This window comes from Stappia indica (assembly GCF_020177335.1).
Taxonomy (GTDB): Bacteria; Pseudomonadota; Alphaproteobacteria; order Rhizobiales; family Stappiaceae; genus Stappia; species Stappia indica_B.
The window spans coordinates 23,093-44,636 of record NZ_JAIVMG010000020.1; the positions used below are offsets into that span (position 1 = coordinate 23,093).

Annotated in this window: 20 protein-coding genes; 14 read left to right on the forward strand and 6 right to left on the reverse strand. The window is 62.8% G+C overall.

Going from position 1 to position 21,544, the window contains the following annotated elements; genetic code table 11:
- Position 1 precedes the first annotated feature (1 nt).
- The 6 genes from LC062_RS19940 (at position 2) to LC062_RS19965 (ending at position 6,204) form a co-directional block, all read left to right on the forward strand.
- Positions 2–1,129: an HlyD family secretion protein gene (locus LC062_RS19940; RefSeq protein WP_224912798.1), complete on the forward strand. Its 1,128-nt coding sequence runs from the start codon at positions 2–4 to the stop codon at positions 1,127–1,129.
- An 89-nt stretch (positions 1,130–1,218) separates the two neighbouring features.
- Positions 1,219–2,097, forward strand: coding sequence for a hypothetical protein (locus LC062_RS19945; protein WP_224912799.1), 879 nt, complete (start codon positions 1,219–1,221; stop codon positions 2,095–2,097).
- A 288-nt stretch (positions 2,098–2,385) separates the two neighbouring features.
- Complete coding sequence (locus tag LC062_RS19950) at positions 2,386–3,435, forward strand: M29 family metallopeptidase (protein WP_224912801.1); 1,050 nt, start codon at positions 2,386–2,388, stop codon at positions 3,433–3,435.
- Positions 3,432–4,262: an alpha/beta fold hydrolase gene (locus LC062_RS19955; protein ID WP_224912803.1), complete on the forward strand. Its 831-nt coding sequence runs from the start codon at positions 3,432–3,434 to the stop codon at positions 4,260–4,262. Before LC062_RS19950 ends, LC062_RS19955 begins: the two co-directional genes overlap by 4 nt.
- On the forward strand, positions 4,262–4,555 hold the full coding sequence (locus LC062_RS19960) for a YciI family protein (RefSeq protein ID WP_224912805.1): 294 nt from the start codon (positions 4,262–4,264) through the stop codon (positions 4,553–4,555). The genes LC062_RS19955 and LC062_RS19960 overlap by 1 nt, the downstream gene beginning before the upstream one ends.
- An 11-nt stretch (positions 4,556–4,566) precedes the next feature.
- Positions 4,567–6,204: an FAD-dependent monooxygenase gene (locus LC062_RS19965; protein WP_224912807.1), complete on the forward strand. Its 1,638-nt coding sequence runs from the start codon at positions 4,567–4,569 to the stop codon at positions 6,202–6,204.
- A gap of 15 nt (positions 6,205–6,219) precedes the next feature.
- Here LC062_RS19965 and LC062_RS19970 read toward each other — a convergent pair whose 3' ends face one another.
- Positions 6,220–6,678 carry a MarR family winged helix-turn-helix transcriptional regulator gene (locus LC062_RS19970; protein WP_224912808.1) on the reverse strand — a complete coding sequence of 153 codons (459 nt, stop codon included), beginning with the start codon at positions 6,676–6,678 and terminating at the stop codon, positions 6,220–6,222.
- Positions 6,679–6,837: 159 nt separating this feature from the next.
- Between LC062_RS19970 and LC062_RS19975 the strand changes: the two genes are divergently transcribed.
- The 3 genes from LC062_RS19975 to LC062_RS19985 all read left to right on the forward strand — a co-directional run bounded on the left by LC062_RS19975 (position 6,838) and on the right by LC062_RS19985 (position 9,637).
- A complete protein-coding gene (locus LC062_RS19975; protein ID WP_224912810.1) occupies positions 6,838–7,839 on the forward strand; it encodes a TRAP transporter substrate-binding protein in 1,002 nt (333 codons plus the stop codon).
- 80 nt (positions 7,840–7,919) lie between these two features.
- Positions 7,920–8,354: a TRAP transporter small permease gene (locus LC062_RS19980; RefSeq protein ID WP_224912811.1), complete on the forward strand. Its 435-nt coding sequence runs from the start codon at positions 7,920–7,922 to the stop codon at positions 8,352–8,354.
- On the forward strand, positions 8,351–9,637 hold the full coding sequence (locus LC062_RS19985) for a TRAP transporter large permease (RefSeq protein ID WP_224912812.1): 1,287 nt from the start codon (positions 8,351–8,353) through the stop codon (positions 9,635–9,637). Before LC062_RS19980 ends, LC062_RS19985 begins: the two co-directional genes overlap by 4 nt.
- Before the next feature lie 130 nt (positions 9,638–9,767).
- On the opposite strand, the gene gdhA is transcribed toward LC062_RS19985, so the two are convergent.
- From gdhA to LC062_RS20000, 3 genes are all read right to left on the reverse strand, one after another.
- Positions 9,768–11,117: an NADP-specific glutamate dehydrogenase gene (gene gdhA, locus LC062_RS19990; protein ID WP_224912813.1), complete on the reverse strand. Its 1,350-nt coding sequence runs from the start codon at positions 11,115–11,117 to the stop codon at positions 9,768–9,770.
- Positions 11,118–11,689: 572 nt separating this feature from the next.
- Positions 11,690–12,094, reverse strand: coding sequence for a GFA family protein (locus tag LC062_RS19995; RefSeq protein WP_224912815.1), 405 nt, complete (start codon positions 12,092–12,094; stop codon positions 11,690–11,692).
- A 48-nt stretch (positions 12,095–12,142) separates the two neighbouring features.
- Positions 12,143–13,369 carry a YbfB/YjiJ family MFS transporter gene (locus LC062_RS20000; RefSeq protein ID WP_224912817.1) on the reverse strand — a complete coding sequence of 409 codons (1,227 nt, stop codon included), beginning with the start codon at positions 13,367–13,369 and terminating at the stop codon, positions 12,143–12,145.
- 200 nt (positions 13,370–13,569) lie between these two features.
- Here LC062_RS20000 and LC062_RS20005 point away from each other — a divergent pair, with 200 nt between their 5' ends.
- Both LC062_RS20005 and LC062_RS20010 read left to right on the forward strand, forming a co-directional pair.
- Complete coding sequence (locus tag LC062_RS20005) at positions 13,570–14,124, forward strand: TetR/AcrR family transcriptional regulator (protein ID WP_224912842.1); 555 nt, start codon at positions 13,570–13,572, stop codon at positions 14,122–14,124.
- 362 nt (positions 14,125–14,486) lie between these two features.
- Entirely contained in the window at positions 14,487–15,407 is a 921-nt protein-coding gene (locus LC062_RS20010) for a LysR family transcriptional regulator (RefSeq protein ID WP_224912818.1), read from the forward strand.
- A gap of 282 nt (positions 15,408–15,689) precedes the next feature.
- Here LC062_RS20010 and LC062_RS20015 read toward each other — a convergent pair whose 3' ends face one another.
- Positions 15,690–16,694 (reverse strand): methyltransferase domain-containing protein, encoded by a 1,005-nt coding sequence (locus tag LC062_RS20015; protein WP_224912819.1) that lies wholly within the window; start codon positions 16,692–16,694, stop codon positions 15,690–15,692.
- 133 nt (positions 16,695–16,827) lie between these two features.
- The gene (locus LC062_RS20020; protein WP_224912821.1) at positions 16,828–17,208 is read right to left on the reverse strand and encodes a cupin domain-containing protein; all 381 of its coding nucleotides are present in this window, start codon (positions 17,206–17,208) and stop codon (positions 16,828–16,830) included.
- Positions 17,209–17,428: 220 nt separating this feature from the next.
- Here LC062_RS20020 and LC062_RS20025 point away from each other — a divergent pair, with 220 nt between their 5' ends.
- From LC062_RS20025 to LC062_RS20035, 3 genes are read left to right on the forward strand one after another with little or no spacing between them, the layout of a single operon-like run.
- A complete protein-coding gene (locus LC062_RS20025) occupies positions 17,429–18,838 on the forward strand; it encodes a KamA family radical SAM protein (protein WP_224912823.1) in 1,410 nt (469 codons plus the stop codon).
- Between the two features lies 1 nt (position 18,839).
- On the forward strand, positions 18,840–20,723 hold the full coding sequence (locus tag LC062_RS20030; protein ID WP_224912824.1) for an FAD/NAD(P)-binding protein: 1,884 nt from the start codon (positions 18,840–18,842) through the stop codon (positions 20,721–20,723).
- Entirely contained in the window at positions 20,720–21,526 is an 807-nt protein-coding gene (locus LC062_RS20035) for an N-acyl homoserine lactonase family protein (protein ID WP_224912826.1), read from the forward strand. Before LC062_RS20030 ends, LC062_RS20035 begins: the two co-directional genes overlap by 4 nt.
- Positions 21,527–21,544: the final 18 nt, after the last annotated feature.

Genomic DNA, 21,544 nt, shown 5'->3' on the forward strand with positions numbered 1-21,544 from the left:
CATGATCCGACAGATTAAGACCCGTACCAAGGCCGACCGTTTCGAAAACGACGTGCGTGCCAGCAAGCCGAAATGGGGACGCTACATCTATCTTGCCGGTGTGCTCGCCTTCTTCGCCTATATTGCGAACCTGCTGGTCGGACCGATGATCTGGCTACAGGCCGAAGGGCTCGTCACCGCCGACAAGTTCGTCATCGCCTCTCCTTACGAGACCCAGGTGATCCGCATGGCCGTCCAGCCGGGACAGGTCGTGCGCGAAGGCCAGCTTCTTGGCGTCGTCCATTCGCCGCAGGTGGCCAGCGTGCTCGCCAATCTGGCATCGCAGAATGCGGCGACGATCGCCCGTCAGGCGGAGCTGTCGATCAAGGTCGACATCGCCGACACGGTCATGACCACCGCGAAAGCGCGGCTGGCTGAGGCGGAAGACAGCCTGCGCAAGATGAATGGTGCCCGCGCCCTCGTCACCGGCACCTCTTACAGCAACGCCGTCCAGGAGCATTACGCTGCCGTCGAGGAGCACGCCGTGCGTGAGGTCGAGCGGCGAACCTCGCTGGCGCAACTGGAAAAGCTGGAAGAGGCACAGGCGGAAGCCATGGCGGCGATGAATGACATCCGCTCGCGTTACAATGACGGGAACATCCTTGCGCCGGCCACTGGGGTAATCACCAGCGCCGTGGCACAGCAGGGGGATGTGGTCCGGCCGGGCGAGCCCATCGCCGAGATGTTCGTCGGCGAGAAATTCGTGCTCGCCTATCTGGAAACCGGAACGCTTTACTCGGTCCACCCCGGCGAGCGGGTCACCGTGTCCGGCGGTTTCGCCAGCTCAACCGGGACCATCACCGAGATCCTGCCGCTGACCGTGCCTCTGCCGTCCGAGTTCCAGAAAACCTTCCGGCCGACCGCCCGGGGCCAGGTTGTGCGGGTCTCCCTCGACACGCCCGCCGCCTTCCCCCATTCGGCCGACATCCGCGTGACGGGAGAAAAACTGATACCGGGCAACGACACGATCACCACCAGCCGGATCGTCTCGGCCATCTCCGGCGCTGCCTCCACGCTGGTGGCCTGGTTCCGCCCCGCCCCGACGACCGCCAAGACCGCTCAGGCATCGAAGCCGACCGTGGTCAGGTGAGGCTGGCGGGCGCCCTCCTCCTCGCCCTGCTCTGTGCGTTTACGGTCTCTGCACAGGGCGGGGAGAGCCCCCGCCACCCGCCGCTTGCCATGTGGGTCTGGCGGACGGCCGACCTGCTGTCCGCACGGCACGAAACGGAGCGGTTTCTTGCCACCATCGGCCCTCTCGACCTCAGCGACCTCTATCTCTACCTCACCCCCGAAGACTACCGGATCCAAGACGCTGCCTTGCAGGCACTGCTTGCCCGCCTCAAGGCGCAGGGGACACGGGCCTGGGGCATGGACGGATGGCGTGGCTACTTCCATGACAGCGATGGACCGTCAGGACTGATGGCGGCGCTGGACAGTCTGATCGCCTTCAACGCCCGCCATCCCGACACGGGTTTCACCGGCTTCCATTCCGATCTGGAACCGCAGGACGGTCAGGGCGTCGGACGGGCGCTCTTCCATAATGGACTGGCGGCCAGCCAACTCACCCCCGCGCAGCGGGCCGACCGCGACCGGCTGATGGCCGACTGGGTGGCCCTGCACGACACCTTGCGCCGACGAACCGAGGAGGCCGGCCTCGCCTATGGCGCCGCCCTGCCAAGCTGGCTCGACGACTACTACGGCGAGCCGGTGACCATGCGGGTGGAAGGAGACAGGCGCCCGGTGCTCGGGCAAATCCTCGCCCGCGTCGATGAGGCCGTGATCATGGCCTACAGCACCCGGCCGGCCAGAACCGCCGCCCGCCTGCGCGGTGAACTGGCGTTTGCCCGCGGCTTGCGGCATCCGCCACGCATTCTCTTCGGGGTGGAGACCCATGCGGGGCCGGGACCGGCGGTCAGCTATGCGGACCTGCCGTCAAAAGCGTCCCGCAGGACCGTTCTCAGTGACATCGCGGCCATCGCGACGGAGCTCGCGCCGGTCGGCCCGCTGTCCGGCGCCGCCATTCACGACTGGCAGGGCTGGAAGACCCTGCCGCCATAGACCGCTCCACTCCCTCTTCTCCATCGGCAAGGAGCAGACGCATTTACCGCGGCATCAACCGAACGAAGATCACCCAGAAACCCCAATCCCCCAGCCAGGCGATAGGATCGGTTCACGGCCCCCCATCTTGTCACAGCGGTCGGGCTGCCCCTCGCCATGACCAGGCAGCCTTACGCGGCGGTCAGGTAGCGTAGGTTCTTCTGCGCCCTCCACGCCCCCCTCATTGACAGGACAGGCCCAATATATCATAAACTATATAAATAACGCTACATAATAGGGAGGGGAACCATGGCGCTCGAGGAGCCGCTCGATGAAAAGTGGATCGCCTGTTTTCACGACAGCTTTCGTCTTTCCGGGGTCAAGCAGGGAGACCTGGTGATCGTTCTGTCCGAAACCGCGTCCCGCCCCAGCCTCATTCACCTCGCCGAACTTGGCCTGGCGCGCGCCGGAGCGCGGGTCGCCCAGGTCAAGCTTCAATCCGCCCGGCAGCCGGCGGGACCGGCCATCCGCTCGACCGGAAACACCGAAGCGGCCCAGGACTACAGTGACCTTCTGGCGATGCTCGGAGGCGCCGACCTTGTCGTCGATGTCACTGTCGAGGGCATCCTGCACAGCCCAGCGCGGCAAGCGCTGCTTGAGGCCGGCGGGCGGGTCTACATGATCTCCAACGAGCATCCCGAGGTGTTGGAACGCTGCCGCCCGAGTACGGCACTTGCCGAACGCGTGGCACGCTCGATGCAGCGACTTGGCGCCGCGAAGGAGATGCGCGTGATCTCGCCGGCGGGCACGGACCTGACCGTCGATCTCCGCGGCGCACCGGTGCGCGGCGGGGCCGGCTTCCTGGCCCCGGAACAACCTGTCGCCTATTGGCCGGCAGGTCTGGCGCTGTGCTTTCCGAAGGCAGGAACCGTCCGGGGAACGGTCGTACTGGATGTTGGCGACGTGAACCTGACCTTCAAGCGCTACATTGAAAGCCGGGTGCGGATGACGATCGAAGACGATCGGGTGACGGAGGTTGCCGGAGACGGGCTCGACGCGGTGTCGCTGCGCTCCTACCTGGCCTCGTGGCAGGATCCGGATGCCTATACCGTCAGCCATGTGGGCTGGGGCCTGAACCCCGGTGCCTATTGGGACAGCCTGCATCTTTACGACAAGAACGAGGTGAACGGCACCGAACTGCGGGCCATCGAAGGCAATTTCCTGTTCTCCACCGGCGCCAATGAATTCGCCGGCCGGTTCACCAAATGTCATTTCGACTTCCCCATGCGCAACTGCGATCTGTGGATCGACGACATGCAGGTGCTGAGGGAGGGGGCACTGACCCCGGCCTTCGCATGACCGGCCTGCAACATGTTCCCGGCCGGCCGCGGATCGCCTTCCGGCAGTTGGGCGAAGGCCCCCCGCTCGTGTTCTTGCACGGTATTGGCGGCAACCATGGCCAATGGGCCGACCAACAGGCGGCCCTGTCGCACGGCTTCACGACCATCGCCTGGGACGCCCGAGGCTATGGCGCATCCGATGACTATGACGGCGCGCTGGAATTCTCCGACTTTTCAGGCGATTTATGCCGGCTGCTGGATCACCTGAAGGTTCAGTGCGCCCATCTGGTCGGGCTGTCGATGGGCGCCCGGATCCTGCTGGATTTCGCACCGGACAATCTGGAGCGGATCGGCACGCTGACTCTGTGCGACTTCTTCTTCGGCTTCGACGAAGCGCTGACGCCTGAGAAGAGGGAGGAATTCATCGCCCTGCGGCAAAAGCCCCTGCGCGAGGGCAAGAGCCTCAGCGACATTGCCGGTCCCCTGCTGACCTCCCTGTTTGGCGCGAACCCGTCGCCCGAAGCCTGGGAGCGGATGACCGCCAGCATGGAGGCACTGCATATCGAAAGCTATCTCAAGACCATCGCGGCCACGCTGCGCTACAATCGCGGCGCCAACCTGGAACGAATTTCCGTTCCCGTGCAGATGATCTTTGGCAGCGAAGACCGGCTGACGCCGCCGTCGATCGGCGAACAGGCGAAGTTACGGCTCCCGGATGCGGCCCTGTCGGTGATCCAGGGAGCCGGCCATCTGTCCAATGTCGAGGCACCGCAAGCCTTCAACGAGATCCTGGGCACCTTCCTCAGCACACATCGCGACCGCGCCGAGTGGCAGGAGGGTACGTGATGCTGTTCGCGGTGACCCTTCTGGACCGTCCCGGGGCCGACGCCTTGCGGGACGCCACCAGCGCCGCCCATCGCGATTTCGTCGCCGCCCATGCCGCGCGCATGCTGCTCGGCGGCCCTCTGACCGACGAAAGCGGCACCAGAAACATCGGCTCCCTCATCATCCTGGAGGCCCGGACAGAGGCCGAAGCCCGCGCGCTTCTGACCGAAGAACCCTATTGCAAGGCCGGGGTCTTCGAACAGGTGATCCTGCGCCCCTTCCGCCCGGTCCTCCACAATCCTGAACTCATATAAAGAGACGCCTCATGACCCCTGACGTACCCATTCTCATCGTGGGCGGCGGTTCGGTTGGACTGTCGCTTGCCGGCGAACTTGGTTGGCGTGGCGTTCCCTGCCTGCTGGTGGAGCGGTCGGACCATCTCAACCCACACCCCCGCGCCAATGCGGTGGCCAATCGCACCATGGAATACTACCGCCGCTGGGGGATTGATGAGACGATCGCCAACACCGGCATCCCCTCGGACATGCCCGGCCGCTACTTCTGGGTTTCGACCCTGGCCGGGCACAAGATCCATCAGATCGACCTGCCGCCGGCGGCGAAGATCAAGGAGAATGCCCGCGGCGGCTATGCCAGCGATGAACACAGCTGGTCTCCTTACCTGAAAACCATCACCGGACAGGACGAAGTCGAGAAGATCCTGCTCGACCATGCCCGTGCACAACCGAGCGTCGACCTAAGCTTCGGCGTGGAACTGACAGGCTTCGAAGACAAGGGTGACCACGTGATCACCTCCCTCCGAAACGTGATAACGGGGGAGCAGCGCGAGGTGACCTGCCGCTATCTCGCGGCCTGCGACGGCGGTCGCTCGCCCATCCGGGAAAGCTTCGGGCGACCGATGAGCGGACGCGCGGCGCTGGCGCGCTTCGTCTCGATCTATTTCCGCTCCGAGGGGTTTCTCGATGCTGGAAAGTTCGGCCACGGGAACATCTTCTTTCCGCTGCACCGCGACCATCGCGGCTTCATCCTGAACTGGGATGGCAAGGCAACCTTCACCTACCACCTGATCCTGCCCGAAGACCGCGACTGGACCGACGTCGATCCGATCGCAACCGTTTGCGATGTGGTCAAGGCCCCCGTCGACGTGGAGATCTATTCGGTTCAGCCCTGGAATGCCCATGCACTGACCGCCGATGACTACCGGGTGTCGGAGAATATCTTTCTGGTCGGCGACGCCGCTCATCTGTTCACCCCCACTGGGGGATTCGGCATGAACACGGGCGTGTCGGACGCCATCGACCTCGCCTGGAAGCTAAAGGCCCGGCTTGATGGCTGGGGCGGTGAGACCCTCTTGGCCAGCTACAGCGCCGAACGGCAACCGGTCGGCGTGCGCAACACCCGGGCCGCCGCCGGATCGTTCGATGAGCTTTTCGCCTGTATGCAGAACGGAGACGAACTCGATGCAGAGACCGCCGAGGGCGAGGCCCTGCGCGCCGACCTGCACGCCAGTCTCAAGGAGCAGGAGAAGCTGATTTCCTCCTCCGGCACGCTCCTTGGCTACCGCTATGAAGGTTCGCCGATCATCCAGCCCGACGGCTCGCCCGAGCCCGAAGATCACCCGCGGCACTATCGTCCGACCGCCCGCCCCGGGCACCGGGCACCGCATGTCTGGCTCGCCGACGGCACCGCGCTGATGGATCACTTCGGCAAGGACTTCACCCTGCTCGTGACCGATCCCGCCGCCCTGTCCGCAGCCGAGGAACTCAAGGCATCGTTCGATGAACGGGGCGTGCCGGTCAGACTGCTGCAGGTCAACGAGCGGCGGGTTCGCGACACCTACGAAACCGGGCTGGTGCTGATCCGGCCCGATATGATGGTGGCCTGGCGGGGGAATGACACGCCGGCGCATCCGACAAAGCTGGTCGACCGGGTCACCGGCGCCTGATCCGGGGAGCGGGCGCTACTCCAGGCGCTCGATCGTCTCCTTCAGCCGCGCCGTCAGCTGGCGGCTGAGATCGGCCCCCAGCATGGTTTCCACATGCTCCCGGCCGATGAGCGCCCGCTCCCTGATCCGCGCCACCAGCTCTTCCCCCTCCTCGGTCAGCGTGATGACCGTACGCCGGGCATCATCGGGATCGGAATCCTTGCGCACCAAACCATCCCGGATGGCATTGTCCACCAACTGGGTGACCGAAGGTTGCTTGAGCATCAATCGATCCGTCAGATCGCTGATCGAATAGGGCTGATTCTCGGACAGCCACACCATCATCCGCCACCGGTTCGGGGGAACCTTGCCGAGCTGCAGTTTGCGGTGAAATTCACGGGTCACCAGAAAGCTGGCACGCTGCAGCAGATAGGGCAGAAGGTCCGGCAGGATTTTGTCCTCCGCATCCACGGACTGCGATGTTTTGGCCGGCATGGTGCTTTCCTTACATTTACATTTATATAGAATCTTATATTATTGACCCGTCTGCAGCAAGCAGGCCCCTTGGTTCGCGCCACGTGTCGACACCAGGGAGCCGGCCATAGATAGCAGGAACACCACGGGAGGGGTGATATGGGATTTTGCCGAAAGCTGTTGGTATCGACCATCGCGTCGATGACGCTGTGCGGAGGAGCGGTTGCCCAGGAGGTCACGTTGCGGCTGGCTGGTTTCCTGCCGCCGAGCCATGCGATCGTAAAAGACATGATCAAGCCCTGGGTCGCGGATGTGAAAGAGGCGACTGAAGGCCGGGTCGCGATTCAGATCCTCGACGCCCCGCTGGGGCCGCCACCGCTGCAGATCGACCTTGCCGTCTCCGGCGCCGCTGACATTACCTACGGCGTCAACGACTACACGTCGGGACGCTTTGGCCTGCACGGGATCGTGCAACTTCCCTTCTATGCCGACACCGCCGAGGCCGGCTCCGTCGCCTACTGGCGGATCTACCAAAAGCATCTGGCCGCCGCCGGGGAGTTCAAGGGCGTTCGACCGCTCGGCCTCTTCACCCATGGTCCGGGCGCCCTGTTCATGCGCGACCGCTCCGTCAGCCCGGTTTCCGACCTCGCCGGAGCCAAGGTCCGGGTCGCCGGACCGATGACGAACAGCCTGACTGCCAATCTGGGTATGGCGCCGGTCCAGGCCCCTGCCCCCCAATCCTATGAACTGATGTCCGGCGGCATCATCGACGGCACCTATTTCCCGGTCGAAGCGGTTCCGTTCTTCAAGGTGGACGAAGAAGTCACCACCGCCCTCACCGCCCCGGGCGGCCTGTTTAACATCGCCTTCTTCATGGTGATCAATGAGCGCTCCTTCAATCGGCTGTCCGAAGCCGACCGGCAGGCAATCCTGCGGGTTTCGGGCGAGGCCTTCAGCCGCCGCGCCGGCCAGGCCTGGGATCGCTCCGACGCGAATGCGATGGAGCAAATGCGCGGCCGGGTGAAATTCGTGAAGGCGTCCGATCAAGACATTGCCGCCCTCAAAGAGGCCACGAAGCCGCTGCTGGCCGACATCCGGAATGCCTATGAACAGCATGGGCTGGATTTCGACGCCATCCATGAGGAACTGCAGGCCGAAGTTCAGGCCCTGCAGGCAAAATGAGTCGTCAAGACCACGGGGCGCGCCGACTGGTTCGGTTGCGCCGCCGTCTGCTCTTTGCTGCGTCGCTGTTGAGCGGGATCATGCTGATCGCCCTGACGGCGGTCACGGTGCTGGACGTTGTCGGACGCTACCTGTTCAACAGCCCGTTGAATGGCGCAGCGGAACTGACCGAGTTCCTGCTGATTGGGGTGATCTTTCTCGGCATTCCGGCAATCACCCTCAACGATGAACACCTGACCGTCGAATTGCTGACCGAGCAACTGCGCGGCAAGGCCGAAGTCATACGCAAGGGCGCGGTGCAGATCATCGTGCTGGCCTTCTTCGCACTGGCCGGCTGGCAAGTGCTGCAACACGCCGACCGCCTGGCCCTTTACGGCGAGGCGACGACCTATCTCGGCGTGCCCTATGCGCCGATCGCGCGGGTCGCGGGCGGGTTGCTGTTGCTCAGCGCCCTGGTAATTGCCTGGCAGATGCTCGCACGGATTATCGGCAGGAAAGGTAAGGAGGTCTCATGAGCTGGCCTATCGGCATCGCCTTTCTCTTTGTCCTGGTGTTCTCGGGCGTCCCGGTCGCCGTCGCCATGGGCATTGTCGGACTTGTCGGCACTGCCAGCCTGATCGGCTTCGACCCGGCCGGCTTCCTGTTCGGGGCGGTGTATTTCGATTCCGGACGCAACTACACCCTGTCCGTCGTGCCCTTGTTCATCCTGATGGGAAATCTGGTGATCCAGTCGGGCGTGGCGACCGACCTCTACAAGACGGCGAACGCCTGGATGCGGCACTATCGCGGCGGATTAGCCATGGCCACCATTGTCGCCTCGGGTGGGTTTGCCTCGATCTCCGGCTCCTCGCTGGCGACGACCGCGACCCTTGCCCGGATCGCCTTGCCGGAAATGCGCAGATACGGATATGCCGACCGGCTCGCCGGATCCTCGGTCGCTGCGGGCGGGACCCTTGGCATCTTGATCCCACCGTCGGTAATCCTGGTGCTTTACGGCATCATGACCCAGGAGCATATCGGCAATCTGTTCCTCGCCGGCCTGGTTCCCGGGCTCCTCGGCGTGATCTTTTACCTCGTCGCGGTGCGCCTGTCGTTGCGCGGCTCCGGGCACGCCATGCAACGGCAGGAACGCCTGTCCTTGCAGGAGCGGATCCGCTCGCTCCGCGGCGTGGTGACGACGCTGGCGCTGTTTTCCTTCGTTCTCGGCGGAATTTACCTGCACGTCTTCACCGCCACCGAGGCGGCCGGCATTGGCGCGGCGGGCGCCTTCGTCGTGACCGCGCTTCGCGGCCGCCTGACCTGGCCCGAAACCCTCCGCACGCTGTTCGCCACCACCAAGACCACCGCACTGATGTTTCTCATCCTGTTTGGCGCGATGGCCTTCCTCAACTACGTGAACCTGTCCGGACTGACCAACGACCTGCGGAGTTTCGTGACCGCCTTGGGGGCCCACCCCTATGCGGTGATCTTCGCGATCTTGCTGGTCTATCTGGTGCTGGGCTGCGTGCTGGAAAGCATCTCGATGATCCTGCTCACCGTGCCGATCTTTCATCCGCTGGTGACATCGATGGGATTTGACGGGATCTGGTTCGGGATCGTCGTGGTCATCGCCACCGAACTCAGCTTCATCACGCCGCCGATCGGCATGAACCTGTTCGTCTTGCGGGCAACCGCCCGCGACATCCAGATGAACCAGATCTACCGCGGCATCGTGCCCTTCGTCGGCGTCGACCTGCTGCGGCTCTTGCTGATCGTTGCGATCCCCGGCATCGTCAGCCTGTTCGGATTGCTGTACTGATCGCCAGTCGACGAAAGCCGCCGGAGCTTCAGCTTCCCAAACGTTTCGGCCTGCCTCTTTCCCAAGAGGCAGGCCGTTTCCTTTCCGCAAATGCAAGGCGCCTTCACATGAGGCAGAAGCCGCAAGGGGATCAGATCACCCCTTGCGCCTTCATGGCTTCGGCCACCCGGACAAAGCCGGCAATATTCGCGCCCAGTACATAGTCGCCCGGCGCGCCATACTCATCGGCGGTGGTCGCACAGGTATCATGGATGTTGCGCATGATTTCCGCCAACCGCTCTTCCGTGCGTTCGAAGGTCCAGCTGTCGCGCGAGGCGTTCTGCTGCATCTCCAGCGCCGAGGTCGCGACACCGCCGGCATTGGCCGCCTTGCCCGGAGCGAACAGCACCCCGGCCTCCTGGAAGACCCGCACCGCTTCGGGCGTTGAAGGCATGTTGGCGCCCTCGCCCACGGCGATCACCCCGTTCTTGACGAGGGCAAGCGCATCGCGTCCGGTCAGCTCGTTCTGGGTCGCCGAAGGCATGGCGACATCGCAAGGGACATCCCAGATACCACTACCCTCGATGTAATGCGCGCCGGTTCCCTTGAGACGGGCGTATTCGCTGATCCGCCCGCGCCGCAAAAGCTTGATCTCCTTGACGAGATCGAGATCGATCCCCTGCTCGTCGACGACATAGCCGCCCGAATCCGAACAGGCCATGATCCGTCCGCCGAAGGACAGGATCTTTTCCATCGTGTAGATCGCCACATTGCCCGAGCCGGACACCACGACCTTCTTGCCGTCGAAGCTCTCCCCCTTGGTGCCGAGCATGCTCTGGACGAAATAGGTGTTGCCGTAGCCGGTCGCCTCGGTGCGGGCGCGCGAGCCGCCATATAGCATGCCCTTGCCGGTGAGAACGCCAGCCTCGAACCGGTTGGCGAGACGCTTGTACTGGCCGAACATGTAGCCGATCTCGCGGCCGCCCACGCCGATATCGCCAGCGGGCACGTCGGTCTTGTCGCCGATATGGCAGTAGAGCTCGGTCATGAAGGACTGGCAAAACCGCATGATTTCGCCATCCGAACGGCCGCGCGGGTCGAAATCCGCACCGCCCTTGCCGCCGCCGATCGGCAAGCCGGTCAGCGCGTTCTTGAAGATCTGCTCGAACCCGAGGAACTTGATGATGCTCAGGTTGACCGAGGGGTGGAAGCGGATGCCGCCCTTGTAGGGGCCGAGCGCCGAATTGTACTGGACCCGGAAGCCGCGATTGACCCGCGTTTTCCCGCTGTCATCCACCCAGGGCACCCGGAAGATGATCTGGCGCTCGGGTTCGCAGATGCGCTCGATCAAGGCGTCGTCCGCATAAGCGGGATGCTTGGCAACAACCCGCCCGATGCTCTCGAACACTTCCCGCACGGCCTGATGGAATTCGGGTTCGCCGGCGTTGCGGCTCAAAACTTCCGAAAGGATGGGTTCCAGTCTCTCATCTATATTTGGCAAATAATTTTCTCTTCGTTTTTCACAGGACCAAGACACGAAGGGGCTGCGTTGTCGCGCGCGGCGCAGGGCGGCTTGCGCCGCTCACACCCACACCTGCCGCCCGGTCGCTACGGGCATGCCCCCCGCCAATCACCTGCATCGCGAAGCGCGAGCGCACCCCGATCGTCGTTCGTGACCAGCCACCTCGCGCATCTGCCGCAAGGGTCTGGCAAACTGATCATTTCAGAAGTCGCGTGAGCTTTTCCGCAATGCACTTCATGCAAATACACCCAGTTGGGCCGTCCGGTCCAGTCGCCATCTCGACGCATGCCCGCAGGCGGAGCGTTTCCGCGCCCTTCAACGGCCCCCACTTCCACCCCGACACCAGATACCGTTGCCGCTTCTCAGGATGAGCGAAGTGGGCCCGATTTCCCGGACAGCTCAGCGGCTGCGAAGAATGGATACCTGATGTCCCCCGGTCGATGACGTCATCCAGTCCTGGATTGCAGCACTGAGCCCGCCAGCTAGATCGCAAAAGCGCCGCGGAGTCAGCTTCACCAATGCGCATGGCGCGCTGAGAGGCCATCTGCAGCCTAGATGTGCCGGGAATAGCGCTTCGTCCCGGCAATCGGCTCCAGCCAGTCCACCGCATGCTCGGTATAGATCTCGGTCTGGGGCCTCAGCCCCGCAAGATCGTCCAGAGTGCCTGCCTTGAGCACGATTTTGCCCGGAGCCGCCGCGATGGTCGCATAGATCGGCGAGCCGCAGCTGCCGCAAAAGTGACGCATGACCGGATCGCCGCTGTCGCCCGTATCGACGAAGACCCGGGTCTCGCCCGTTGCCTCGAAGTCGGTGTCCCGCATGACGAGATTGAGGGAAAACACGCTGCCGCTTTGCTTCTGGCAATGGCTGCAGTGACAAGCCGTGATCGCCCGAGGCGCTCCTTTCAGGGTGTAGCGGATGGCCCCGCACAAGCATTGCCCGCTCCGTTCCGTCATTCCGCACTCTCCTCGCTGATGGTTGATCCCTCTGTCCCACGCGCCGGTTCATGCCGCCGCCCGCGCCGGCGCACCGTCGTCGGACGGACGCTGCAATGCGTTGACGCAGGCCGCGAACCCCAGAAAAAGCGGCGAGACCCAGAACCCTGCTGAGATGTCCCCCGTGGCATCGGAGATCACCCCCGCCAGAAGCGGGCCGATCGTCTGGCCGAGTGCGAAACTGAGGGTCAGGAGAGAAATCGCCGCCGTCCAATAGGTCGGCGACAATTGACGCTGGGCGACAATGGTGATGGCCGTCGGTCCGGCGAGAAAGCTGCCGCCGAAGATGATCGCCGACACGAACATGGCCACCGGACCGGACCAGATCAGAACCGCGAGCGTCCCGGCCATCGCCGTCACGAACACGATGCTTGGACCGAGCCCTCCCTTGAGCGTCCCCAGAACCCGCCCCCAAACCAGGGTGGACACCGCCGACACCAGACCAAGAACCATCCAGAACAGGATCATGCGCTCATCGTTCGCGCCCTGGCTCCTGAGAAGGGCGATGACGAAGGTCATGTAGCCGACATAGCCCGCGCCGAAGAGGCCGTAGCCGAAGAAGGTCGGCGCAATCCGCCGGAACTCGCGGAGCTTGAGCAACGGGGTGCTGCCGCCCAGAGGTTCCTGAATACCGTGCACCGCCCAGGCGGCAATCGGCAGCCCCGCCAACCCGAGAACACCGAGCGCGATCCATCCGCCGGTCCACTGCGCCACTCCCCCGTTCGTGGCCATCGGCACGGCAATGCCCGCCAGCAGGATGCCGAGCCCCACACCGGCCACATAGATCCCCACCATCGTCCCTCTGCGCCGTGGGTTCGGCTCCCGGCAGATTGCCGCCGCCAGCGCCGCACCGAGGATGAAGGTATAGGCGGTGGTCACGCCGCCGAAGGTCCGCACCAGGAACAGCATGGTGAAGTCCGGGAAGACGCCCGTGGCCAACAACGCCAGCGCGCTGAGCAGGAAACCGGCGAGAAAGGCGCGTTTCGCGCCCCATCGGCTCGCGGCCCAGGGCGCGGTCACCGCGCCGGCGATGTATCCAAAGCCGTTCGCCGTATTCAGCGCCCCCGCCTCGGCATAGCTCAACGCCAGATCGGCCTGCATCGCCGGAAGCAGCAGAGCATAGGAAAAACGGGACAGGCCAAGGGCGAGCGCGGCGCCGGTGGACAGCGCAACCGCGATCGCGAATTCGATCCCGGCCCCTGCCTTGACATCGTCGACTGCCCCGGTGGTATCCATCCTGCACCTCGGCGAGACCCGAAAATGGCCTCTGTTCAGTTGACATGAACGGCCTTCGAACCGAACCGGCGGGAAGCGACGACATTGTTCAGCGGACCATTCTTGACTATAATGTCAAACATGACACGACTGTCAAGGATGCTGCCAGCGGAGATATGCAACGCATGGTCGGAACAAGGCAATTCGATGAAGACGCGGTGATGCAGCGCGCGTTGAACGTGTTTCGCCAAAAGGGGCTTGCGGCCACGTCGATGATCGATCTGGCCGAGGCCACCGGGGTGCATCGCGGGTCGCTCTACAACGCCTATGGCGGCAAGGAAGCGATCTTCCTGTCGGCGTTCGAAACATACGCGGAAGACTATATGCGCGGGATCCGCTCCGCCCTGGACCAAACGGATGCGCGGCTGGCGCTCGCCGCCTTCGTGGAGACGGTGCTGGCGAGCATGATCGCCGGGTCGCCGGCGCGCGGCTGCCTTTCGACGCGAACCGCGACGGAAGTGGACGAGGCCGCCCCTGCCGTGAGGGAGCGCATCAAGCTCTGGCTGGACGACCTGCAGGAGGCCATCGAGACAAGCCTGGGGCAGCCCCACCTTGCGGACCAACTCACCCTCCCCCCTGAGGACGCGGCGCGGTTTCTGGTGACCTTCACACGCGGACTTGCCGTGATGGAGCGCGTCTATCACGACGAAGCGCAACTGCGCGAAATCTCTGCCTCACTCGTCCGCGTCCTGGTCCGGCAAGCCGGCAAGGACTGACCCCGGCAAGGGCTGCCCCCGGCAAACGCTGGCCAGGGCCATCTGCCCCTTCGTTGCGCCCCGCCGGATCGCGGCAGCCGTGATCTCGCTCGCCTGCCGCGCATCGACACGGCATGAGGCTGAAGACGCACGTCAGGTCACCCAAGCGGTGCGACTTGACGCGCCACGCGCGCCCTTGCCGCACCCCGCCCGAAAAGCAGAGTGTCGCCCCCCCTCCCTCAAAACCGGCGGGTATCCAAGCCATCTTTTTGCCCCTAAGGAATCAATCATAGGAATGCGATACAATAATAACACAACCTATACGTGAATCGAGAGGCAAAGCCATATCAATGGCTACCAAAACGTCAGGTGCGTGACACACCATGGAACAGCAGAGAAACCGGGTTGAAACACTAGAAGCCAGCTACAAGAAAAACAATTTCAGCAACATCGCGCCCATCCTCGGCCACCTCAGAGCCTTCGAGGCAACAGCCCGCTTGGGAAGCATGACGCTGGCGGCCAAAGAGATCAACACGACGGTCAGTTCAATCAGCCGCCACAACAGACTGATAAGCGAATATCTCCATGTCGAACTGTTCGAGAATATAAACAGGAGCTTGAGACTGACCGAAGAGGGGTATTTCTTCTACAAATCCATCTCCTCCTCGCTCAGCGGCATTCTTGAGGCGACAGATTACATCACGCAGCACAACAAGAGCGGATCCATCAAGTTATATTCAAGCTCAATATTCATGTTTAGATGGATCATTCCGAGGATAAGAGCGTTCCTGAACAAGAACAAATTGGAGTCCGTAAGGCTATTCACCCACGACGCATCCGAAGAAAGATGTTCCCATATATTGTTCTCACTCGAGTCCACATCCGAGAACAGTGAGGTCTTTCTGCCCGATGAGATCCTGCCGGTTTCCAATCCGAACCGGCTGGCAGTCGGGTCGGACGCGGAAATTCCGCTCATCTGCACGCATCCGGACATGACGGATTGGGACGACTGGTTTCAGCTCATTCCAAGCCTGCAGTCCCAGAAAACCTCGAAAATCTTCATTGCTGACGAGAATGCAGCGCTGGAAGCCGCGTGCCAGGGACTTGGGGTCGCGATCACCCGGCTTTCCGTGGCCCGTGAGGCCCTGGATACGCAGATCCTGTCCCCATTCGGCAATCGCCAGCAGAAAAAGCCAGCCTTTATCTGGTGCACCCGCCCACAAGGCCGAAGCCTGAACAGAGAGGAGAAACAAATTCTCTCCTTCCTGAAAGCCGAAGCCATTCTGTCCTTCAAGGACCCCTAGGCCCCGCCCCGTGAGGAGCCGACGCCGCGCTATCGGGCTTCTTCAGCGTCTGACGCGAGGCTGTCTTCGCGCTCCCGGGAGCCGCCGCGGACGTCACCGCCGATTTCCGGAGTGCAGCCCAAATGCAGCGCCCGAAGATGCTCCTCGGTAAACGCATTCTCACCGACACTCACATCGCTCAGTCTTCGCCAGACTCTCAGGCATGGGGAAAAGGTCCTGTGAAGCAGAATTCGAAGCATGCGAGTATCCTCCTGCTTCAGAAAAGCGGCGCCCCGGCTCGGCTCAGGCCTTGATCCCGACCGCCACCAAGGCGGTACGCGGAACCGTCGCGACGTAATCGTGCCCATCGCGCTCCACCGCTATCGGCCCCAAGATGCGCTCGGCGAGGGGGGCTAGTACCGGCTCGATCTCGCCCTCGTCCGCCGCGAGCTTGATCAGGTCGTAGCCCTTGTACAGATGCAGGATCGCATGTGTTCTCGCCTCCTCCGGGGAACCGCCGCGCAGTGTGAAGGGATCGGAAATCTCGAAAAAGCGCAGATCGCGGAACCCGGCAGCCGAGAACAGATCCAGGATTTCAGCGCGCGTGTAATGCGCATGCGGATGGCCGGTGCGTGAATAGGGGTGGATGACCTCATCGAAGAAGCGGGCGATCCCACTACCGACCTCGAAGGCATGGAACACCAGACGGCCATTTGGCTTGAGCGTCCGCCAGGCTTCGCGGACCGCAGCTCCCCGCACGTCATTGGGAAGCAGCTGACTGCCGTAGGCGATCAGGACGCCATCGAGGACATTATCGCGAAACAGGCTCCTGGCCGCGGATTGCCGCACATAGGGCAGATGCCTTGCCCGGCATTCGGACATCATATGGTTCGACAAGTCGGCGGTGAACACGGTCGGCGTGTCCGGCCCGAGCGTGGAGGCAAAATGGGCCACGGCCCCGCTGCCGCCCAGAACATCCAGAATCTTGTACTCCGGCCCTGGGATCTCATCGTAGTGCGGAGAGAAACACCTGAGCAGCGATGTCATGCCAACACTGCGATTGTCGGCGTTCTTTTGCACGCCGCTCCAGGCCGGCCCCCGGCCGCCACGGTCATTGCCTTCGAAGACCCATGATGCAGCATTCATTTCCGCGACATAGGGCAGGATCCTGTCATCGGACAGGTTTTCAAGATCCAGAAGATCGTACAGGTCGCGATGCTTTTCCGAAATCTCGTCGAGATACTCGGAGAACGAGCGATGATCGACATAGTCCTCAGTCCGGGTGGTGGTGACAGCCTCGTTCAGCATCGCAGCAAGACCCTTGTTCCATTTCAAGAATTTGGCGCGAGCGCCGGCAGCTCCGCAGGAGCTTCCGACACCGCCGCCGGAGCGGGGATGCGACCACGATACAGCTCGTGGCCACGGCCCGTTGCAGAGAGCCTCAAGCCGATTTGTCGTCGACGGTGGCCAGCGGCTCGCTCTTGTTGACCGCGAAGAAACAGAGAACCTTCAGCGTCTTCTCTCCGCGCACCTTCGCGAAGTGAACCGCATCGACCGGCACCGCATAGGAACCGCCGACCTTCACGCGCTGATCCGGGCGCCCCTCGACCGCGAGGTCGAACTCCCCATCAAGAACGTAACCGGTCTCGATGCCGGGATGGGTATGCGGTGACGCATGCGTGCCGGCCGGCACCTCGATGATGCTGACATTGAGCATGAACTCGTCCGACAACGGCACCTCCTGCAGGAGCGTGCGCTTGATACCACCCTGCACATAGACGGGCTCGGTTGCCGGCAGATCATTCGATTGAGCAAGAGACATGCAAAATTCTCCCAAATAAAGGTCAGCGAACGTCAATCGGGCACAACCAAAAATGACATGCCGCATCAGTGCGGAGGTCGACGCCCGCCATGATGGTTCACCACCATCCGGCAACCCTTGATTTCAAATTCTCGAACGGCATTCAAAATTATAGAAACGAAACCCTATAACCAGATTTTATCCATGTATTTCCTTATTAATTTCAACGTCGGGTGCAGACATGTCTCTGACCATCAAGCCTGTGTCTGAAAAAGAAGAAAATAATATAAATAACAGAAATTTCGGAGATTTTGCAGCTCCGAAAGAAATGAGCCTTCACATTGCCAAGCCGGCGAGTCCCCGCTTCATGTCCTATGACAATCGGCGGATACATCTCATTCCCCAACTGGACTTACTGGACGACCGCACGCGCAGCGGCCTGCTGCGCGCGGCGAAGATCTTCCCACTGAAGGTCAATTCCTACGTTCTGGAGAACCTGATCGATTGGAATGCCGCACCCGACGACCCGATCTATCGGCTTGTTTTCCCGCATCAGGACATGCTCACCGAAGACGCGGACCACGCCTTGGCGGCGCTGGAAACGGGCGCGCTTTCCGCCGAAGACGCCGCTGCCCGCCTGGTCGAGATCCGGGACACAATGAACCCTCACCCCGCCGACCAGGCGAGCAACATTCCCATCCTCGACGGGATGCAGATCGAGGGCATTCAGCACAAGTATCGGGAGACGGTTCTCTACTTCCCGAAACAGGGACAAACTTGCCACGCCTATTGTGCCTTTTGTTTCAGGTGGCCGCAGTTCATCGAAACAAGCGCGCCCAAATTCGAATCCAAGGACACTGCGCGCCTGCTGGCGTATCTGCGCGGCAATCCGCACGTCTCGGATCTCCTGCTGACCGGCGGAGATCCGATGGTCATGAACGCGCGGCGGCTCGCGGCCCTGCTCGATCCTCTTCTCGATCCGTCCCTTGCGCATGTGTCGACCATCCGCATCGGCAGCAAATCGCTCACCTATTGGCCCTATCGCTTCCTGACCGATCCTGACGCGGACGCCCTGCTCGACCTGTTCAAGAGACTGGCCGACGGCGGCAAGCACATCGCCTTCATGGCCCATATCAACCATTGGCGGGAGATCGAGCCGGAACCGGTGCAAGCCGCGATTGCCAGGCTCAGGCAAGCCGGCGTCACCATCCGGTCCCAGGCACCGCTGATCCGGCGGGTGAACGACAATGCAGACACCTGGCGCCGGCTCTGGAGCCGGCAGGTCGAGCTGGGCATTCAGCCGTATTACATGTTCGTGGAGCGCGACACCGGAGCCACTCACTATTTCGGCGTCACGCTTGCCGAAGCGCATCGCATCTACAAAGGGGCGATCTCTTCCGTCAGCGGGCTGGCCCGCACGGCCAGAGGGCCGGTGATGAGTACCAGCGCCGGCAAGGTGCAAATCCTCGGCCCGACCTCCTTGAACGGGCAGAAAGCCCTGGCACTGACGATGCTGCAGTCCCGAAATCCGGACACCGTCCACGACCCGTTCCTGGCCAAATATTCGGAAGAGGCGACCTGGATCGATCAACTGGAGCCGTTCGACCCCGTCGGCGCGTTCCCGTTCGGCCAGAAAAAGGGGGCAGCGTAAGATGGACCAGGTCAACATCTGCCTCATTGGCGGCGGCCCGAGAGCCCTGGTGACGCTCAATGCCTTGCGCCGGCATATTCTCGAATTCGACAATCCCGACGTGCAGTTCGTCATCGCCATCGTCGATCCGAACACCCATGGCAGCGGCTGCCATGACCCGAACCAGCCCTATCATCTGTACACCAACACCCTGGCGTCTCAGCTCACCGCGTTCTATCCCGCCCCGGCTGGTGAGGAGGCGACCAACTGGCTTACCGGCCCTTCCTTCACCGAATGGGCGCGAATGACCGGCATCGAGAACATGTCCGGGCAGTTCGATCAGAGCCTCGACGGGACGCCACTCAAGCTGGTTTCCGAACTCGACTATCTGCCCCGCTCATTGCTCGGGCAGTATCTGGCCTGGGCCTTTCGCCGGCTCCGCGCATCGTTTCCAGACAGGGTCACCGTGCGGCCCTATCACGCGATGGCGCTCGAAGTGGAACAGGATGGCGATGCCCGGTTCACCGTGCAGCTCTCCAACGGTGGATCGCTGACGGCGGACTATCTGTTCGTCTCCACCGGTCACTCCACCAACCAACCTTCGCCTTTTGCGCAAGTGTTGCAATCCTTCGCCGAGGCAGGCGCGAGCCATAATCCCGACCTTTTGTTCCTGCCGCAGTGCTACCCCACCACCCGGTTGGAACGGATCTCGCCGGACGCCCGCGTGGCAATCCAGGGCCTCGGGCTGACCGCATGGGACGCCATCGCCGAGCTTACCGAAGGCCGGGGCGGCCGGTATGACAACCACGGCGGCAAGGTGGTGTACCGACCTTCGGGGTCAGAGCCATCGATCGCCCTGTTCTCGCGCAAAGGGTTGCCGTTCGCGGCGCGGGGGATCAACCAGAAAGGTCTGACCGGCCGTCACCAGGCCCGTTTCTTCACCCCTCAGGCCGTCGAGGCCATCCGCGCGGAGAAACTGGCACGAACGGGCAATCGCCAGCTCGACTTCGAAACCGAGATCCTGCCGCTCCTCTTGCGCGAAATGGCCTTTGCCTATCGGCAGACGCGGCTTGGACGGCCGATAGAGACACGCGGCTTCGCCCCCACGGCCGAGGAAATGGCAGCGCTTCAGCGTGAGTTTGAACCGTTCGGCGAGCATGTGTTCGGCTCGCTGGATGAGTTCCGAAATGCCTTCCTCCACCGTGTGCGGGCTGATCTGGCGGAAGCGGAGAAAGGCAATCTCGGATCGCCGATCAAATCCGCGACCGACGTCATTCGCGATTGCCGGGCGGCGATTTGCGCCGCCGTGGAATATCGGGGTCTCACGCCAGACTCCGAACGCTGGTTCCGGCAGGAACTGGTGCCCACCATGAACCGGATCTCCTTTGGCCCGCCGCTGTTTCGGAATCACCAGCTCTTGGCCTTGTTTCACGCCGGCGTGGTCGATCTGGCCGCTGGCCCGGCCAACAAGGTCAAGCTCGACAAGACCCACTGGCGCTATGTCATCGAGACGGACTTTGCCAGAACCCCCAGCCGCGTTGAAGCCGATGTGCTCATCATCGCCCGCCTCGATCCCTTCGTTCCGGAGGCCGACGCCAATCCTCTTACCGCCGCACTTCTGCAGAACGGGCTGGTGCGCCCGTTGCAAAACGGCAGCTTTCGCCCCGGCGGATATGATGTCACCCCGGACTTCCAGCCGGTCGGCCGCGACGGCAGCCCCACCCGCAACATCTGGATCATGGGCTACCCGACCGAAGGCGCCACGTTCTACACTCACGCAATCCCCCGGGCCGGTCTCGCCTCGCCGCAATACGCGGCGGCCAACACCTGTGTGTCGCAGATGTTCGCCGACCTGGCCGCGTACCGTCCGGCCAGACCTGCGCCCCTTGTGCAGATGACGACATGACCTACGATCTCTTTGCCCTGCGCTATGGACGCCAGCCGGACCTCGCGATCGAGGAAACCGGCGTCTTCCCACAGGACTGGACTCCGGAAGAGGAGCGCCAGCCGTTCTCCTACTACTTCTGGCTTGCAAGGTCGGCTTCGTCCTGCGTGCTGGTGGATTGCGGCTTTTCACCGGAACAGGGGCACGCGCGGGGAAAGGAAACGATCCTGCCGGTGGGCGACCTGCTCGATGAGATCGGCGTCTCTCCGGATCAGATCGAGGACATCGTCCTCAGCCATCTCCACTACGATCACGTCGGCAACCTGGGCCTCTTTCCTCGGGCACGGCTGCATGTTCACGCGCGCGAGTGGGCGTGGGCAACCGGCCTGGCGATGGCCGACGCGGCGGCCAGCCGGTATTATGACCGCAGCGACATGACGGTGCTTCTCGACCGGCTTTTCTCAGGCAAGCTGCGGCTGATCGCGCAAGATCACCTTGAGTTCAAGGGATTAGGTCTCACTCATGTTGGCGGACACAGTCCCGGCCAGATGATCATCGAGGTTCCTACCTCTACCGGACCTGTCGTGCTGGCGAGCGACGCCAGCCACCTTGATCGCAACTGGCAGCAGCGCAATCCGTTTCCGATCATTCACGAGCAGGCGGCCTCTCTCGATGCCTGCGCCCTTCTCGCCCGCAAGGCGGAGGACGGCGCCAGGATCATCGCCGGGCACGAACCATCGGTCTTGCAGAAACATCAGTCGGCAGGCCGCAGCGGCAACGTGGTCGCTCTGCACCGGCCCATCGGAAATGCGGGCATGATTTGAAGGAAGCCCGGGGAGAAC

Coding starts and splice junctions, on each gene's coding strand:
- LC062_RS19995 (WP_224912815.1), bottom strand. CDS start 12,094: ATGACGGAACGGAGCGGGCAATGCTTGTGCGGGGCCATCCGCTACACC.
- LC062_RS19945 (WP_224912799.1), top strand. CDS start 1,219: ATGTGGGTCTGGCGGACGGCCGACCTGCTGTCCGCACGGCACGAAACG.
- LC062_RS20035 (WP_224912826.1), top strand. CDS start 20,720: ATGACCTACGATCTCTTTGCCCTGCGCTATGGACGCCAGCCGGACCTC.
- LC062_RS20015 (WP_224912819.1), bottom strand. CDS start 16,694: ATGCTGAACGAGGCTGTCACCACCACCCGGACTGAGGACTATGTCGAT.
- LC062_RS19960 (WP_224912805.1), top strand. CDS start 4,262: ATGCTGTTCGCGGTGACCCTTCTGGACCGTCCCGGGGCCGACGCCTTG.
- LC062_RS20020 (WP_224912821.1), bottom strand. CDS start 17,208: ATGTCTCTTGCTCAATCGAATGATCTGCCGGCAACCGAGCCCGTCTAT.
- LC062_RS20030 (WP_224912824.1), top strand. CDS start 18,840: ATGGACCAGGTCAACATCTGCCTCATTGGCGGCGGCCCGAGAGCCCTG.
- LC062_RS19980 (WP_224912811.1), top strand. CDS start 7,920: ATGCTGATCGCCCTGACGGCGGTCACGGTGCTGGACGTTGTCGGACGC.
- LC062_RS19955 (WP_224912803.1), top strand. CDS start 3,432: ATGACCGGCCTGCAACATGTTCCCGGCCGGCCGCGGATCGCCTTCCGG.
- LC062_RS19940 (WP_224912798.1), top strand. CDS start 2: ATGATCCGACAGATTAAGACCCGTACCAAGGCCGACCGTTTCGAAAAC.
- LC062_RS19950 (WP_224912801.1), top strand. CDS start 2,386: ATGGCGCTCGAGGAGCCGCTCGATGAAAAGTGGATCGCCTGTTTTCAC.
- LC062_RS19985 (WP_224912812.1), top strand. CDS start 8,351: ATGAGCTGGCCTATCGGCATCGCCTTTCTCTTTGTCCTGGTGTTCTCG.
- LC062_RS20010 (WP_224912818.1), top strand. CDS start 14,487: ATGGAACAGCAGAGAAACCGGGTTGAAACACTAGAAGCCAGCTACAAG.
- LC062_RS20000 (WP_224912817.1), bottom strand. CDS start 13,369: ATGGATACCACCGGGGCAGTCGACGATGTCAAGGCAGGGGCCGGGATC.
- LC062_RS20005 (WP_224912842.1), top strand. CDS start 13,570: ATGCAGCGCGCGTTGAACGTGTTTCGCCAAAAGGGGCTTGCGGCCACG.
- LC062_RS20025 (WP_224912823.1), top strand. CDS start 17,429: ATGTCTCTGACCATCAAGCCTGTGTCTGAAAAAGAAGAAAATAATATA.
- LC062_RS19970 (WP_224912808.1), bottom strand. CDS start 6,678: ATGCCGGCCAAAACATCGCAGTCCGTGGATGCGGAGGACAAAATCCTG.
- LC062_RS19965 (WP_224912807.1), top strand. CDS start 4,567: ATGACCCCTGACGTACCCATTCTCATCGTGGGCGGCGGTTCGGTTGGA.